We start from the raw sequence: 16,454 nt of genomic DNA on the forward strand, positions 1-16,454 counted from the left end.
TTTATAAAAGTGGTGACAATAGTCTTGAGATGGACTCCCTAAATTTTGTGAACTTAGACCTATTGTTGTAGATTTCTGGAGTTATCTCTGTGCAGGACTTCAAGTCTTCCATAAAGTCTTCCTTTAATTTTTTATTTATCTCTTCGTCATATATAAAGGCATTTACTTCGAAGTTTAGTTCAAAAGACCTTATGTCAAAGTTTGCTGTACCCACACTTGATAGGTAGTCGTCTGATATAACTACCTTGGTGTGGAGAAAACCGCCTTCATATTGGTAAACATGAGCCCCCCACTTTAAAAGTTCTCCCATAAAGGAAAGGGATGCCCAGTGAACAAAGACATGGTCTCTCTTTTTTGGGAACATCAAGTGAACTTCAACGCCAGATAGGGCTGCAACCTTTAATGCCTTTAGAAGTCCTTCGTCTGGCACAAAGTAAGGTGTTTGGATGTAGACTTCTTTTCTGGCAGATGTGATTAATTTTTCGTAGCCATTTCTTATGGAGTCTGCCTTGGTGTCAGGTCCACTGGTTACAATATTTATGTCAACCCCATCTTCTATTTCAGGGAAAAGCTCTGTGGTAAATCCCTTAGTGTAATCCTCTGATGCAAATTTAAAGTCCAAGAAAAATCTCCAGGCAAGTCCATTAACTGCTGGTCCCACAATTCTAAGGTGAGTGTCTCTCCAAAAGCCCATAGGTCCCTTGGATACATATTCGTCGCCAACATTAAAGCCACCTACATAGCCTATTCTCTTGTCTATAACTACGATTTTTCTGTGGTTTCTATAGTTGATGCGGGTGTTGATCTTTGAGATAAGTCCTGGGAAGAAGATGCCAAATTTTACTCCTGCCTCCTTTAAGTCTTTTATATCCCTTAAAGTCATCTTCCTAATTCCCATTCCATCAATTAAGAGGTAGACATCTAGGCCTTCTCTCGCATTTTCCTTTAAAATATTTGTAAATTCAGTGGAAAGTTCGTCAGATTTATAAATGTAGTATTGAACATAAATTGTGTGCTTTGCCTGCCTTAAATCGGCAAATAGATCTTCAAATTTGCTTTCGCCTTCATTGTAGACCTTGACCCTATTGTTGGTGTAGAGAATTTCATCTTCAGCACGATTAAACATCTCTACCATGTCAAGATGATTTTTGGTCCTGTCATTGGAAAAGTCAAATTGACCCTCTTTAATTTGTCTAAGCTGATACTCAGATTCCTTTTCAAGAATCATGTCAGCCTTAGTTTTTCCCTCAAACATTTTTGATTTCGAAATGTCCAGACCTATAAAAAGGTAGAGGATAAAGCCAACTACTGGCAAAAAATTTATTGCCATTACCCAAAGTAGGGTAGAAATTGGTTTTTTATTGTCGTATAGGATAATAAATCCTGAAATTAATACATTTACAATAAATAGTAATGAATAAACTTGGGCAAAGTTTTTAAACATTCCAAAATATGCATTAAACATGGAACACCTCTGTTATTTTTTATTATTTGTTTTTCTTTGATTTGTATCTTTGTTGTGAATCTAGGATTTTCTTCCTAAGTCTAAACTCATTTGGAGTAATTTCTATAAGTTCATCATCTTCAATAAATTCAAGGGCTTCTTCAAGGCTCATCTTTCTAACAGGAGAAAGTCTCAAAGCTTCGTCTGAACCAGAAGCTCTGACATTGGTTTGCTTCTTTGCCTTTGTTACAGAAACTTCAATTTCAACTCCCTTTGGAGATTCACCTACAACTTGACCTTCGTAAACATCTTCCCCTGGTTCAACAAAAAGAGTTCCTCTCTCTTGTGCATTGTTAAGTCCATAAGTTGATGCCACGCCTGTATCAAAGGAAACAATGGAAGCATTAACTCTTCTTGGGATTTCGCCCTTATATGGCACATAGGCTTCGAAGATGGAATTTAAAATTCCGCTGCCCTTAGTGTCAGTCATAAATTCAGTTCTGTAACCAATAAGTCCCCTTGAAGGAATGATAAATTCAAGTCTTTGGTAACCGCCATTAGGCTCAATAATATTAACAAGTTCGCCCTTTCTTCTGCCAAGTTTTTCTATGACAGAACCTGCGTAAACACTGTCAACATCAATTGTAACTCTTTCAGTTGGCTCAAGCCTTTTGCCATTTTCGTCAAACTTGTATAAAACTTGTGGCTTAGAAACTTGGAATTCGTAGCCTTCACGCCTCATGTTTTCGATTAAAACAGAAAGGTGAAGTTCTCCTCTACCAGACACCTTAAAAGAATCAGTAGTGTCAGTTTCTTCAACTCTTAGCCCAACATCAGTTTGTAGTTCTCTATTAAGTCTTGCTTTGATTTGTCTTGATGTCAAGAACTTGCCAACTCTACCTGCAAAGGGTGAATCATTTACAGAAAAGTTCATGGAAATTGTTGGCTCAGAAATTTTTACAAATTCAAGACCTTCAGTGTCTTCAGTTGATGTAATAGTATCTCCAATGTTGATGTCTTCAATTCCTGTAACTGCAACAATAGATCCTGATCTTGATGAGTCAACTTCAACCCTATTAAGACCTTCAAATTCATAAATTTGTGCAATTTTTATGCTTTCTTTAAAGTCCGGTTTTAATTTATTAACTCTTACAAGTTTGTCGTTTTCTTGAATAATACCTTGTTCAATTTTTCCAATACCAATTCTTCCAACATATTCGTTGTAGTCAATTGTTGAAATCAAAAGTTTAAAAGGTTCGTCGTCCCTATTTTCTGGTGCAGGGATGTACTTAATAATAGTTTCAAAAAGTGGATCCATGGATTCCATCTTATCATCTAAATCAAGGGCAGCTATACCTTGTTTTGCTGATGCAAAGACAAAAGGACATTCCAAAATTTCGTCGTCTGCGCCAAGCTCAATAAATAAATCGAGAACTTCGTCAACAACTTCAAGAGGTCTGGCTTCTGGTCTGTCTACCTTATTTATGCAGACAATAACAGGAAGGTTTAGCTCAAAAGATTTTTTCAAAACAAATTTTGTTTGAGGCATTGGACCTTCAAAGGCATCAACAAGTAATACAACTCCATTTACCATTTTAAGCACACGTTCAACTTCTCCTCCGAAGTCAGCGTGTCCTGGCGTGTCAATGATGTTGATTTTAACACCATTGTGGTTTACGGCAGTGTTTTTGGAAAGAATTGTAATACCTCTTTCCCTTTCAATGTCGTTGGAGTCCATAACTCTCTCGTTAACTTGTTGATTATCTCTAAAAATACCTGATTGTCTAAGTAGCGCATCTACAAGTGTAGTCTTGCCATGATCGACATGGGCAATGATTGCTATATTTCTAATATCTTCTCTTTTCAAAATCTCATCTCATTTCTTCAAACTTCTATCCTATTTTAAGCTTAAATAAAAAAAAGTGCAACATAAGTTGCACGATTTCTTGTATTTTTTAAGCTTTTCTTCAAAAAATTTTAATGCTAACGACAATCGTGATGAGTCACGATTGGAATGTTCTAGTTGTACGTGGATTTTTGCAAGCAAAAATTCATGGGCAAGACTTAGTAAGCTTGCAAGCAAGCAACTCAAGTCTTAGCCAGCGACCGAATAGGAAGCTTTTTCAAAGGAGTCGCAATTATTTACTAAATTTTTCTACTAATTCGTCAAAAGTTACTTCTTCCTGATCTCCACTCTTCATATTCTTCAAAGAATATTTTCTGCTCTTGACTTCTTCTTCGCCAAGAACAATTACATAGTCTACCTTAGTTTGGTCGGCATACTTAAATTTTTTCTTTAACTTGGCAAATTCAGTGTAGACAGAAACTTTTACTCCCTTTTCTAATAGTTCACTTAAAAGCTTTATGCCATCGTGTAGACAGTCATCCATTGGGATGATCAACAAATCAACTAGGGATTTTTCTTCACTAGAAATAATCTTTGCTTCATTTAATTGATAGAAAAGTCTTGAAAGTCCAATGGAAATTCCAACACCTGGAAGAACTTTGTCAGTGTAGTAACTTGCAAGGTCTTCGTATCTTCCGCCAGAGCAAACTGAGCCAATATTTGGATAATTATCAAGAGTAGTTTCATAAACTGTGCCTGTGTAATAATCTAGTCCTCTTGCGATTTTAAGGTCGATGTCAAAACAATTTTCGTCTATGCCAAAGTCCCTCATGTATCCAACAACTTGACTTATTTCGTCAAGGCCTTCAAGGAAAACTTCATTTTCAATTTTAAGATCATTTAGGGCTTTTATAATTTCATCTGTACTGCCCTTGATTTTAATAAATTCAAGAATCTTTTCGCCAGCTTCCTTAGTAACGCCAAGTTCAGCAAGCTCAGACAAGACATTTTCTTCGCCAATTTTGTCGATTTTATCTACAGTTCTCAAAACATTCATTGAATCCTCAATGCCAAGAGAGCCGAAAAATCCCTTTAAAATTTTTCTATTGTTTAGGTGAATTGTAAAATCTGTAAAGCCTAAATCTTTAAAAGTGTGATAAATTACAACTGGAAATTCTGCGTCATTTACTAGGGAAAGTTCCCCCATACCAATTGTGTCGATATCGCATTGATAAAACTCTCTAAAGCGACCCTTTTGAGCTTTTTCGCCCCTATATACCTTTCCTATTTGATATCTTTTAAAAGGGAAGGATAGGTCGTTCATGTGCTCTACAGTGTATCTTGCTAGAGGAACTGTAAGGTCAAATCTAAGGGACATGTCTGTGTCTCCCTTGTGGAATCTGTAAATTTGCTTTTCAGTTTCTCCGCCGCCCTTGGCGAGCAGCACTTCAGATTTTTCTATAACTGGCGTATCTATTGGCAAGAAACCATGTTTTTCAAAATTGTCTCTAATTATGTCTTTCATCTCGTTAAAGAGAATTTGTTCCTTTGGTAGCAGTTCCATAAATCCTGGAAGGGTTGAAGGTTTCACTATACTCATGATATCACTCCTATTTTTTATTATTTATAATTTATTATTAATTTTATTTTATCACATAATCTTTACTTTTTGTACTTTTGCCTAGTATTAAAGGAAAGTATTTTTTGTTGCACTTAGCTTATAAATTCAAACTTTAAAAAAATTTTAGTAATTTCATTAATTTTTTTTGACTCTAGTTCTTTTTTATTTTATAATTACAAAGTTGAGAATAATATTCATTATGGTCTCAATGAATTTTTTTTTGGGAGGAAAAAAATGGAAAGAATAAATGTAGAATTTGGAATGTTCGAAGTTTTACTTCTTGCTATACTTGGTATTTATCTAGGAGATTTTCTAAGAAAGAAATTCCCTATTCTTGTTAAATATTGCTTGCCATCAGCAGTAGTTGGAGGAACTATAATTTCAATAATTACAATGATCTTATACTATGCAGGAATTATAGAGCCAGACTTCGACTTTAAAACTGTTAACACTTTATTTTATTGCTTATTTTTTGCTGCAAGTGGTGCAGCAGCCAGCCTTTCACTTTTAAAGCAAGGTGGAAAGCTGGTAGTTATATTTGCTTTTTTGGCAGCCTTACTTGCCATTTGTCAAAACACTGTAGCTCTTGGAGTAGGTCATTTACTTCATGTTCATCCACTTATCTCTATGATGACTGGCTCAATACCTATGACTGGTGGTCATGGAAACGCTGCAAGTTTTGCGCCAATAGCTGTTAAGGCAGGACAAAAAGCTGCTATGGAAGTTGCAATAGCATCTGCTACCTTTGGACTTATTGCCGGTTCACTAATTGGTGGACCTTACGGTAACTTTTTGGTAAAAAGATTTGGCTTTGAAGATCCAGAACTAGACAATAAGCAAAACACAATAGTTGACACTGCAAAAACTGTTATGATGAACAAAAATAATGTAATCTCAGCAGTAAATATGCTAGTTCTTGCCTGTGGTATTGGTGAATTATTTTTCTTAGTATGGCAACACTATGACATCAATATTCCAATTCATGTAAACTGTATGCTTGGTGGTATCCTTGTGAGAGTCTTCTTAGACAAGACTGGAAGAGTAGAAGATAGTCTATTAGAAGCAATTGACACAGTGGGAGACTTTTCCCTTGCACTCTTTGTTTCAATGTCAATTGTAACAATGAAATTGTGGCAACTAGCAGACCTTGGACCTCAACTTATTGTCCTTCTTCTTGCTCAAATTGTTCTTGTACTAGTATTCACTTACTTCTTAACTTTCAGACTTCTTGGCAAGAATTACGACTCAGCAGTAATGGCAGTAGGTCACCTTGGTTTCTCTACAGGTGCCGTGCCAGTTTCAATGACTACAATGAAGACTGTCTGCGACAAGTACAGATACTCAAAGCTTGCCTTCTTCGTTGTTCCAGTAATTGGTGGATTTATTTCAAATATTACAAATGCCTTTATTATTACAACCTTCTTGGATATAGCAACAAAAATGGGCGCAGGTATGTAAAATTTAATAAAATTTTGAAGATTTTAAAAGGGCTATAGTTTTTACTACAGCCCTCTTTTTAAATTATTCTATTTTTTTCTAGTTTTTAGTATAGTCCTGATGGTTTTTCAGAAGTGTTTATAAAAATATTTTTAACTTGTGAATATGCATCAAGCATCATCTTGTGGTTTTCTCTACCTATACCAGATGTCTTATAGCCTCCGAAAGGTGCTCCTGCAGGTAGTTGGTTATAAGTGTTAACCCACATTCTTCCAGTTTCAACGCCTCTTGCAACTCTTATTGCCTTGTTGATGTCTCTTGTCCAAACAGCGCCTGCTAGACCGTAGTCAGAGTCGTTTGCCATTCTTATAACATCTTCTTCATCTTTGAACTTAATTACAACAGCAACTGGTCCAAAGATTTCTTCTCTTGCAACTTTCATGTCGTTGTTTGCATTTGTGATTAGAGTTGGCATTGTGAAGTAGCCATTTTCTGTGCCATTCTTTGTAGCTTTTTCGCCACCTACGGCAATTGTTGCTCCTTCTTTTTTAGCAACTTCTACATAGCCAAGAACTTTTTCAGTTTGTGATCTATTTACTTGGGCACCAACTTGAGTGTCTTCTTCCCAAGGAAGTCCAACTTTAATGCCTGCAAATTTTTTAATTGCCTTTTCTATAAATTCATCGTAAATGTCTTCTTGAACGAAAACTCTTGAGCCTGCACAGCATACTTGACCTTGGTTAAACAAAATCCCCATAGCAAGTCCATCTAGGGCTAGTTCCATGTCGCAGTCGTCAAAGAAAATATTTGCTGACTTTCCGCCAAGTTCTAGTGTAGCAGGGATTAATTTGTCTGCTGCTGCGCTTGCAATCTTGTAGCCAACTTCTGTTGAACCAGTGAAGGCAAGTTTTGATAGACCTTCATGGTGTTGTAAATATTCACCAGATTTTGAGCCAGAGCCAGTTACTACATTGATAACTCCCTTTGGCACAACATCTTTAATTAGCTTCATTAGTTCAAGAAGTGATAGTGAAGTAGTTGAAGATGGTTTAATTACAACAGCATCGCCTGCTGCTAGGGCTGGTGATAATTTCCATGCTGCCATTAAGAATGGGAAGTTCCATGGAATAATTTGACCAACAACTCCAAGAGGTTCACGAAGTACAATTGATAAAGTGTTTTCGTCAATGGCATTGGCAGTGCCTTCTTCAGCTAAAATTGCTCCTGCAAAGTATCTAAAGTGTTCAGATGCTAGAGGAATATCAACATTTCTTGTTTCTCTAATTGGCTTGCCATTGTCTAGGGTTTCTACCATGGCAAGGTGTTCAGCATTTTCGTCAATTATGTCGGCAATTTTATTTAAAATTTTTGCCCTTTCATATCTATTTGTCTTCTTGTAGTCCTTGAAGCCTTCCCAAGCGGCTTCAACAGCTCTATCAACATCTTTTTCAGATGCTTGTGTGATCTTTGCTAAAAGTTCTCCATCGGCTGGGCAATAAACATCAAGCATTTCGCCACTTTCGCCTTCAACAAATTCTCCGCCAATAAATAGGCCGTATTTTTTATCAAGATTAATTTTTGGTTTTGTCATATTACACTCCTTATCTCAATTTAATACATCATAAAAAGCTTCTATATAAGAAATACCCCCCGTAATTTATTTAAAACCTATATTATTTTTTTAACAAAGTTTTACATGGTGGAAACTTATAAAACCAATCCTAAAATTTTCCTCTCACAAAAATTCTTTCTATCTATTAATCTTTCTTCATCTCTTAACATTTTGCAATCCGAAAAAAATTTTTTCTATTTCTTAATATTTTTTCACTTAAAAAATTATTTCAGCTCTAGAAATTTTATTGCCTCTAAAATTTTACAAAAAAATAAAAGCCCTTTCGAGCTTTTACCTTTAATAAATTTATAAAACCATGGACAAAAATTCCTTTGCCCTCTTTGTCTTTGGATTTGCGAAAAATTCCTTGGAGTCTTCGTCTTCTGCAATAACTCCCTTGTCCATGAAGAGAACTCTGTTAGACACATCTCTTGCAAAGCCCATCTCATGAGTTACAACAAGCATGGTAAGTCCCTCTTCTGCCAAGTCACGCATGACATTTAAAACTTCATTTACCATTTCTGGGTCAAGAGCTGATGTTGGTTCGTCAAAGAGAAGAACTTCTGGATTCATGGCAAGAGATCTTGCTATGGCAACTCTTTGCTTTTGTCCACCAGATAGGGATGTAGGCTTTGCATCCTTAAAGGGATACATGCCAACCTTTTGCAAAAATTCTTCTGCAAGCTTTACTGCCTCTTCGCGAGATTTTTTCAAGACCTTAACTTGTCCTATTACACAGTTTTCAAGGACGCTCATGTTGTTAAAGAGGTTAAAGGATTGAAATACCATGCCAACCTTTGTCCTGTAATTATTTATAGAAACATCATCTAAAATATTTTCTCCATGATATTTTATCTTGCCACCATTGGGCTCTTCCAAGAGATTTATACACCTGAGAAGGGTTGACTTGCCTGAGCCAGAGGAACCAATTATTGAAACAACTTCGCCCTTTTTGACTTTAAAATTTATGTCCTTTAAAACTTCATTATCTCCAAAGCTTTTTTCTAAATTTTCTATTTCAAAAATGTATTCCATATCACACCTCTTCCTTTACTTCAATAACTTCTGCTGTAGATTGAGAACCGTAAATCTTGTAAGTTCCGTCGCCATCCATTTTCTTTTCAATAAGCTTCATAGCTTGGCTCACTGTTATAGTAAGCACTAGATAAATTAAGGCTGTGATAAAGAAAACTTCGAAGTATCTTAGATAAGTTCCTGCTGCTGATTTTGAAATAAAGAATAATTCTGAAACAGAAATTACATTTAAAACAGAAGAATCCTTTATGTTTACAATAAATTCATTGCCCACAGACGGGATAATATTTCTTACAGCTTGAGGAAGTACAACTTCTGTCATAGTTTGCCAATGAGTCATACCTATGGAAAGTGCTCCTTCAGTTTGACCCTTGTCAACAGAAATAATTCCACCCCTTATGATTTCAGCCATGTAGGCACCTGTATTTACAGATACAATAATAAGGGCTGAAGGCATGGCTGCCATATTTAAGTTAAAGTATTGTAGAGAGCCATAGTAAAACATCATGGCTTGTACCATCATAGGCGTTCCCCTAATTACTTGAATGTAAACTGTAATTATGGCATTTACAACTTTTAGAAGTCCCCTCTTAAAGGCTGAAGATTTTTTATTTACTTTTATAGTTCTTATAATTGCAATTAAAAGACCTATTAAGAAACCAATTAAGGTGCCTATAACGGCAATTATAATGGTATTAAGAGTTCCATCAAGAAAGAGGGAACCATATTCCTTTATTAAAAATCCAATCCATCCAAAAAAACTTTCTGGCATCTTTTTTCTCCTATGCTTTATTCGCTAAGTGGTTGATTAGCCACAGCTTCTTCCATTATGCTTTGTCTTTCATCTTCAGAAATTTTTGAAAGTGCGTCGTTAACTTTGTCTAAAAGTTCTTGATTTCCCTTTTTAACTCCAACTGAAATAGAAGTGTCTTCAGTTGAAGCTTCAAAGCCCTTGCCTTCTTCAAATTCTACAAAAGTTAAATCATTATTTGCAGAAGTAGCAGAAAGTGCGCCTGGTCTTTCAGAAACATATCCGTCAATCTTTCCACTTCTAAGGGCAACTATCATAGCTGGGAAAGTTTCAAGAGCTGTTGACTTATTTACACCTTCGATTTGATCAATTACATCATAGTGGAAAGTGTTAAGTTGTCCAGTGATGTTTGCTCCCTTAAAATCTTGGATTGATTTTGCATTTGCATAAGGAGAATCCTTTTTAACTACAATTACAAGGTCTGATGTGTAATAAGTGTTGGAGAAGTCAATAGTTTCTTTTCTCTCAGCAGTTGGACTCATACCTGCAATAATAAGATCAATCTTGCCAGAAGTTAGGGCAGGAGTAAGACCATTCCATTCAGTTTTTACAATTTCAAGTTTCTTGTCCATGGACTCAGCAATTTTCTTTGCGATTTCAACATCGTATCCACCAGCATAGCCGCCAGTTGAAATTGCATAGCCATGTTCCTCACCAGTTTGTGTCCAGTTAAAAGGTGCATAGTCACATTCCATTCCAACTTTTAAAGTGTCAGAATCTGCTGGTGCCGCAGCTGAACCTCCGTCGCCCTTTGGATTACAAGCTGTTAAAAACATTGTGCTTGCTAAAGCACCTACCACTAAAACTTTTGCTACATTCTTTCTTAAATTCATGATATACCTCCGTAAATTCTCGGTGGCTATAAAAAGTAATAAAAAAAACAGTCTGGAAAACCAAACTGTTAAAGATGTCTAAATATAAGACAAAGTATTTAACTTTAGATAGCTCCCCACATATTTGTGACAGTCATGCAAATATTGTTTGCATGCCCAGCATATTAACTTACCATTAATACACTTCGGCGAAATTTCCTTTCATCTTTCTTCACTGCATGGTCTTGCTCTAAAAGATTACTGATAAAGTCCGCTCCTCTATCGTATTTTTCAATACAATGTATTTAATTGTTTCATCAATTATATATAGGAGCCTAATAAAAGTCAAGGACTTTTTTTCTTTAAATTTTTTTATTTTTCTCCTAAAATTTATTACTTTATTTATATTCTCAAGCTGCAAAAAAATTTTTAGGCTCCTAACATTTTGACATAGAGCCAATTAGAAGAAATGTCCCCTATAAATTATAGGTTACATTCCGCTTAATATATTGTTAAATTTGTCCATGTTTACGGATTCAATTCATTGGCGAATCCCTTTTTTATAATAATTACATAATCTATATACTTAGTTTTAAAAACCTTTCTAACTTTGTTACATATTGCAAAGAGTTTTCTTTATTTTCTGATGCTATCAACATAGCTATTGTATCAATTAAAGAAATTGTAGCCACTTGACAATTTTTATAAAATACAGATTTTGTGCTGCACAATATTGTATAATCAACCATTTCATCAATTCCTATATCTTCAATACTATTAAAAAGTAGTATTTTGCTTGTTTCTAATTTGCTTAACTCTTCAATTAAAGTTATGGATAATTTAGTATATCTAGGAAAAAGGAAAAAAATTATTACAGAATTTTCCTCTATATTATTTATGTTTTCTGGAAATAGTAAGCTTCCATCTCCATTTAATATTTCTACTTTTGGTAAAATCGTTATTAGTCTTGTATACATATAGTGGGCTAGTGCATAAGACTCTCTCAGACCAATGACATATACTTTTTTACATGAAACTATTTCTTTTACTACATCTTTTGTAACATCAACATCAAGCTTTTCGTAAGTTTCAATAATATTATTTATAGAATTATTCATTGCGTTTATTAGCATATCGTTATCCATTTTTTTTTGTTCTTGTTTTATTATTTTCTTTTCAAACTTTATAGGTAAGCTTAATTCGGATAATATAATCTTATTGATATATTCTTGCAAATCCTTATAACCTTTGAAATTAATTTTTTGACAAAATCTAACTATTGATGCAGTACTAACACCAATATTTTTAGACAATTCTAATACAGTGCTATAGGCAACAATTTCAGGATTATTGTTTATATAAAAATAAATATCTTTTTGTTTTTTTGTTAACTTTTCAATAGTCCCTGTACTTACTTTCAAATCTATTTTCACTTTTTCCACCTTTGTATTAATTCTATGCATTCTCTTTAGAAACATTAAACATTAATACAATTATAGCAGAAATTATTATAAAAATTACTCCTAAAAGCATTTTTAGATTAGTTTTTTGACCTAAAAAAAATGTCCCAATAAATACACTTATTACTGGTTCCAGTGTACTTAATATTGAGGTGTCTTTTGCACCAATAATCCTTATACTTTTTTGGTAATAGAGTATTCCAAAGAATAAAATTAAAAGAGAATAAATTATCGAGAATAGAATAAAATTTTTGTCCAAAATAAAGAAAAACTCTCCCTTTACTAAACATAAAATTAGTGCTGTTAATGAAGTTGAACTTGCTGTAAAGAAAGATAATTTATAAGAACCCATTTTGGTTAATCCACTTAATTCAAAATAAATTGAATAAATTGCAAATGTGATAGCCGATAAAATGGCTAATACTACACCATAAATATTCGCCTCTCCTTTTATATCAATTAATAATACTATTCCAATTGAAGCTGAAGCTAAAGATAGAATTTCATTAAGTTTGACTTTGGTATGTGATATTATAATGTGTGTAATTGCTATAATTACAGGATATAGAAAGTGCAATGTTGTTGATACGCCTGAATTAATATAGGTATATGACGCAAATAAAAATATAGGTGTTAATATGAAATTTAATGATAAAAACATTAGTTGCTTAAGTTCTTTTTTTGTATACGTTAATTTACCTTTGCTTTCCTTTAATGCAAGCACATATAAAACTAGAGCTGAATAAAAAAATCTATAAAAAACTGCTGATAAACTATTACATCCATAATTATACATTACAATTGTCATAAAAGGCATTAATCCAAAAATAGATGCTGATATAATAGCATACATGAAATTTTTTTTCTTCATACTGTCTCCTTTGTGAATCTACCATTTTTAATATATTTAGTTACTAAATGGGCGAATAAATCGCCCATTTAGCTTCTTTTTATTAAACACCTGCTGGTTTATCCCATAAAAGTAGTTTCTGTCCAATATTTTTCTCTAGTGCACGTTTGTATATTTCAAAAGACCAGCCCAAATCAAATACTGCTTGTCCACCTGAGATAAAGTGCGTAAACCTTTTTTTATTTCTAGTATATGTTTCTTCTTTTAATGCTATTTCGCCTAAAGTTTTAAATTCATTAAGATCAGGCAATTCTTTCCTATCAACCAATGAGTATATATTACCCCCCATAATTTCCTTATAGGTATTTTCCGCATCGCCTGTTCTTTTTGCATCTTCCATGTATGCCTTATGCATCAAAGGATTATCTAGAACAATATCAGAATTTAGCCAATAATCATCAGGCGCTGTCATACCACCAGTCTGTAGTATTAATGCCCCTTCTTTTAAAAACTCAGGATTTATATTTACAGGTCTAAGTCTAGATGCCGCAACACTGATTATGTCAGATTCTTTTAATGCTTCTTCAGTTGATTTTGCAACAATCCCTTTTACTCCAAATTCTTTTTCCATTTGTTCAATTAGATGCTTTGATTTGTCTTCGAATAAATCATAAATTACTAGTTCTGTAATAGATTTAGATTCAGTTAATATACTTCTTATACAAGCTCTACTTATTGGACCTGCACCAATTGCAGCTAATCTTGTTGAGTCTTTGTTTCCTAGATGTCTAACCCCTACGGCAGGTGATGCTCCTGTTCGCATAGAGCTTATTAAATTCGCTGACATTATAGCAAGTGGAGCCCCTGTAATTGCGTCATTTAATACAACCATAAGTATTGATCTAGGTAATCCTTTTTCAATGTTATCAACATTAGATCCATACCATTTTTCACCACAAATTCCAAATCTTCCACCTAAATAAGCGACCATAGCCATAAATCTTCTATCTGGACCATCTAGTGGCATATTTTTAAACTTGCTTTCTTTTGGAAATTGAAGCTTTACTCCATGCGAGTTTCCGTTTACTCCTCCCATAAGGTAATCCCCTTGTCCTATTATCTTATATACTTCGTCAATAATGTCTATACATGATGAAATATCTTGCACTCCTGCCTTAATCATATCTTCTTCAGATAAGTATAAAAACTCTACTCTAGCTGTCATATTAATCCTCCTTTGTAATATATGTGTGTGTTCTTCCCCACACGCCTGTAATTCTATATATAATCATACATATGATTATACCTAATAAATAAATTAAGCCTACTTTTAGCGAACCAAATTTGACTATCAATCCTGGTGTTATTGATGTCAATAGTCCTCCACCTATGAAAGGACTGGTGAATGGTGCTCTACCTGCATAGACTTCTGTTACGCCTGATTTGAAATCTGGATCACATGCTCTTAAAAGGAGTAAACCTGTTGCGGCTACGCCACAAAAAGTACCAAATAATACTATGGTATTTTCAAACCAGTTATTTTCAAATGATTTTCTGCCAATATATTGAAACCAGAATAGCATGCATACAGCCATTAGTACTTGTTGAATTATTAATGGTACAGCATATTCTATGACTACTGGGACATTAACTGATGCAATCGCTCCAGCAACTAAAAAATCCATTGCTGTTCCTTGTATTCTACCTAATGTATTTTTATCAATATAGTCTCCATATCCGATTTTATTAATTAATATATTAACAATCATGCCACCGAATAATGATGTTACAAACCAAGCAACTGAGAAATTAATTAATGATTTTATTAATTTATTTATTATCCAGCCTATCAATATTGCTAAACCTAACATAGAAAGGTGAAAAGCTAATGAATCTACAACTGAAGAACTAACTGTGTTTTTCATTCCAACTGGTGCTTCATCAACTCCAAAAAGTTCTCTTTCATCATCTGAAAAAGTTCCTGTATAGTTTTTTATTAGCTTAGCTTCTCCATTTCTTACAGCAATATTAATTAAAACGGTCCCGACAATAATACCAAAAGCAAGACCAACAGTAGCTGATGTAAGAGATAGTGAAGCTCCATCTGGAAATCCTAATTCTTCAAAAACTTGACCCATGCCTCCTGCTGTTCCATGTCCACCAGCCCAACCTTGTTCAACTATTGATCCAAATAATGGATTAACTTTAAAAACAGGTGTTAAGAATAATGCACATAATAAGATTGGAACTGCATACTGCAAGAAAGATGCAGAGAATGACCATAAGATTGAACCTGTAACATCTTTCATTAAACTTTTTTCTGGTTTAGAAATTTTGCCCATCATCATTGGTGCGAAAACAAGAACTATTAATCTGCCAGATAATGCAGACCAAAATGTAGTCATTTCTTTCGGTATCACTCCAAGAAAAAACGGTCCCAAAATAAGCCCTATAACTCCCGCTATTAAAGATGAAGGTATATGCCACCTTTTTAAAGCAATTATTTTAGACCTTATTATAGTACCTAATAACAATAAAATTCCTAGGATTGATAAGTAAATAAATATAGAATCTAGGTGTTGTCCGTTAAACTCATTAATTGGAATCATAAAGTCCCTCCTTTTCCATACATAAATTATTTTTTACAAGATTATATTTTTATAAAACTAGTAATTCAAATCATATAATTCACTCCTTTTATTTTTTTATTTTGTAATTTTTAATACATATGTAACGTTTATTACAATAATATATATATCATTGTTTTAAATTTATGTCAATACTTTTTTATAATTTTAATGCATTAAAATTTTTTATTTTTGTAGATTGTAAAATGAAGTTAGCCGAATAAAACTAAAAAAGTCATGTAAACTTTGTGATATATTAGTAATGACTAAAAAACTAGATTCACAAAGGAGAATTACATGCCTTATAAAAATATTAGCACAAATATAAACATTAAATGAAGCCATCTTTCAGAAAAAGAAATGATTTTAATAGAGCCGTATAAAGGAGAAGGATATAGCAATCGACAAATTGCTAAAAAATTGGGGAGATGTCATCAAACAATAAACAATGCAGTAAAAAAAGCTAGCGTTATTCAAAAGAGACAAGTAGTTCAAAAAAACTAAGTTTATGTTTATGAAGATGTAAAATACTTCGCTGACCTTAATCATAGAATATATCTTGAAAATAGAAAAAATTGTGGAAGAAGACCTAAATTTTTAACGTGTGAAAAATTTTTAAATTGGGTAGATGAGAAGATTCTTAAAGAAAAGTTGTCTGTTGACGCCTGCGTAGGTTATGCAAAAAGAAATAAGCTTTTTAATGACAATGAAATCCCATCAGTAAAAACATGTATAACTGGATAGATAAAGGTCTGTTGAAAACAAAGAATATAGACCTGGCGCTTAAGCTAAAAAAGAAAACCTAACAAGAACAACAAAAAGAAGGCTCTATAATATCTGTTGGGGAGTAAATCTCTAACAGATATTTTTATATAAAAAAATTGCACTTATACGCATTT

General features: G+C 33.7%; 12 protein-coding genes, 1 pseudogene and 1 riboswitch. Of the genes and pseudogenes, 2 read left to right on the plus strand and 11 right to left on the minus strand.

Going from position 1 to position 16,454, the window contains the following annotated elements; genetic code table 11:
* Position 1: 1 nt before the first annotated feature.
* From cls to hisS, 3 genes are all read right to left on the minus strand, one after another.
* On the minus strand, positions 2-1,465 hold the full coding sequence (gene cls / locus WMO19_RS07505; protein WP_349171114.1) for a cardiolipin synthase: 1,464 nt from the start codon (positions 1,463-1,465) through the stop codon (positions 2-4).
* A 22-nt stretch (positions 1,466-1,487) separates the two neighbouring features.
* Positions 1,488-3,311 (minus strand): translational GTPase TypA, encoded by a 1,824-nt coding sequence (typA, locus tag WMO19_RS07510; protein ID WP_435891056.1) that lies wholly within the window; start codon positions 3,309-3,311, stop codon positions 1,488-1,490.
* A gap of 271 nt (positions 3,312-3,582) precedes the next feature.
* A complete protein-coding gene (gene hisS, locus WMO19_RS07515; protein WP_349171116.1) occupies positions 3,583-4,890 on the minus strand; it encodes a histidine--tRNA ligase in 1,308 nt (435 codons plus the stop codon).
* Between the two features lie 255 nt (positions 4,891-5,145).
* On the opposite strand from hisS, the gene WMO19_RS07520 reads away from it, so the two are divergent.
* Positions 5,146-6,369, plus strand: coding sequence for a sodium/glutamate symporter (locus WMO19_RS07520; protein WP_349171119.1), 1,224 nt, complete (start codon positions 5,146-5,148; stop codon positions 6,367-6,369).
* An 85-nt stretch (positions 6,370-6,454) separates the two neighbouring features.
* Here the strand turns inward: WMO19_RS07520 and WMO19_RS07525 are convergent, their stop codons facing one another.
* The 8 genes from WMO19_RS07525 to WMO19_RS07560 form a co-directional block, all read right to left on the minus strand.
* The gene (locus tag WMO19_RS07525; protein WP_349171121.1) at positions 6,455-7,939 is read right to left on the minus strand and encodes an aldehyde dehydrogenase family protein; all 1,485 of its coding nucleotides are present in this window, start codon (positions 7,937-7,939) and stop codon (positions 6,455-6,457) included.
* Positions 7,940-8,266: 327 nt separating this feature from the next.
* Complete coding sequence (locus tag WMO19_RS07530) at positions 8,267-8,995, minus strand: amino acid ABC transporter ATP-binding protein (protein ID WP_349171123.1); 729 nt, start codon at positions 8,993-8,995, stop codon at positions 8,267-8,269.
* 1 nt (position 8,996) lies between these two features.
* Positions 8,997-9,767: an amino acid ABC transporter permease gene (locus WMO19_RS07535; protein ID WP_349171125.1), complete on the minus strand. Its 771-nt coding sequence runs from the start codon at positions 9,765-9,767 to the stop codon at positions 8,997-8,999.
* Between the two features lie 17 nt (positions 9,768-9,784).
* Positions 9,785-10,639 (minus strand): transporter substrate-binding domain-containing protein, encoded by an 855-nt coding sequence (locus WMO19_RS07540; protein ID WP_349171127.1) that lies wholly within the window; start codon positions 10,637-10,639, stop codon positions 9,785-9,787.
* A 101-nt stretch (positions 10,640-10,740) separates the two neighbouring features.
* Positions 10,741-10,908, minus strand: a riboswitch (Lysine riboswitch).
* Between the two features lie 288 nt (positions 10,909-11,196).
* Positions 11,197-12,051 carry a MurR/RpiR family transcriptional regulator gene (locus tag WMO19_RS07545; protein ID WP_349171129.1) on the minus strand — a complete coding sequence of 285 codons (855 nt, stop codon included), beginning with the start codon at positions 12,049-12,051 and terminating at the stop codon, positions 11,197-11,199.
* 22 nt (positions 12,052-12,073) lie between these two features.
* Entirely contained in the window at positions 12,074-12,949 is an 876-nt protein-coding gene (locus WMO19_RS07550; protein WP_349171131.1) for a DMT family transporter, read from the minus strand.
* Positions 12,950-13,031: 82 nt separating this feature from the next.
* Positions 13,032-14,153: a tyramine oxidase subunit B gene (locus WMO19_RS07555; protein ID WP_349171132.1), complete on the minus strand. Its 1,122-nt coding sequence runs from the start codon at positions 14,151-14,153 to the stop codon at positions 13,032-13,034.
* Position 14,154: 1 nt separating this feature from the next.
* On the minus strand, positions 14,155-15,537 hold the full coding sequence (locus WMO19_RS07560; protein WP_349171134.1) for a sodium/glutamate symporter: 1,383 nt from the start codon (positions 15,535-15,537) through the stop codon (positions 14,155-14,157).
* Positions 15,538-15,906: 369 nt separating this feature from the next.
* Here WMO19_RS07560 and WMO19_RS07565 point away from each other — a divergent pair.
* Positions 15,907-16,059: pseudogene (locus WMO19_RS07565) on the plus strand (helix-turn-helix domain-containing protein); the annotation flags it as partial.
* Between the last annotated feature and the right edge of the window lie 395 nt (positions 16,060-16,454).

It is taken from the genome of Peptoniphilus hominis (ex Hitch et al. 2025) (assembly GCF_040096015.1).
Taxonomy (GTDB): domain Bacteria; phylum Bacillota; class Clostridia; order Tissierellales; family Peptoniphilaceae; genus Peptoniphilus_A; species Peptoniphilus_A hominis.

Coding starts and splice junctions, on each gene's coding strand:
- cls (WP_349171114.1), bottom strand. CDS start 1,465: ATGTTTAATGCATATTTTGGAATGTTTAAAAACTTTGCCCAAGTTTAT.
- hisS (WP_349171116.1), bottom strand. CDS start 4,890: ATGAGTATAGTGAAACCTTCAACCCTTCCAGGATTTATGGAACTGCTA.
- WMO19_RS07520 (WP_349171119.1), top strand. CDS start 5,146: ATGGAAAGAATAAATGTAGAATTTGGAATGTTCGAAGTTTTACTTCTT.
- WMO19_RS07525 (WP_349171121.1), bottom strand. CDS start 7,939: ATGACAAAACCAAAAATTAATCTTGATAAAAAATACGGCCTATTTATT.
- WMO19_RS07530 (WP_349171123.1), bottom strand. CDS start 8,995: ATGGAATACATTTTTGAAATAGAAAATTTAGAAAAAAGCTTTGGAGAT.
- WMO19_RS07535 (WP_349171125.1), bottom strand. CDS start 9,767: ATGCCAGAAAGTTTTTTTGGATGGATTGGATTTTTAATAAAGGAATAT.
- WMO19_RS07540 (WP_349171127.1), bottom strand. CDS start 10,639: ATGAATTTAAGAAAGAATGTAGCAAAAGTTTTAGTGGTAGGTGCTTTA.
- WMO19_RS07550 (WP_349171131.1), bottom strand. CDS start 12,949: ATGAAGAAAAAAAATTTCATGTATGCTATTATATCAGCATCTATTTTT.
- WMO19_RS07555 (WP_349171132.1), bottom strand. CDS start 14,153: ATGACAGCTAGAGTAGAGTTTTTATACTTATCTGAAGAAGATATGATT.
- WMO19_RS07560 (WP_349171134.1), bottom strand. CDS start 15,537: ATGATTCCAATTAATGAGTTTAACGGACAACACCTAGATTCTATATTT.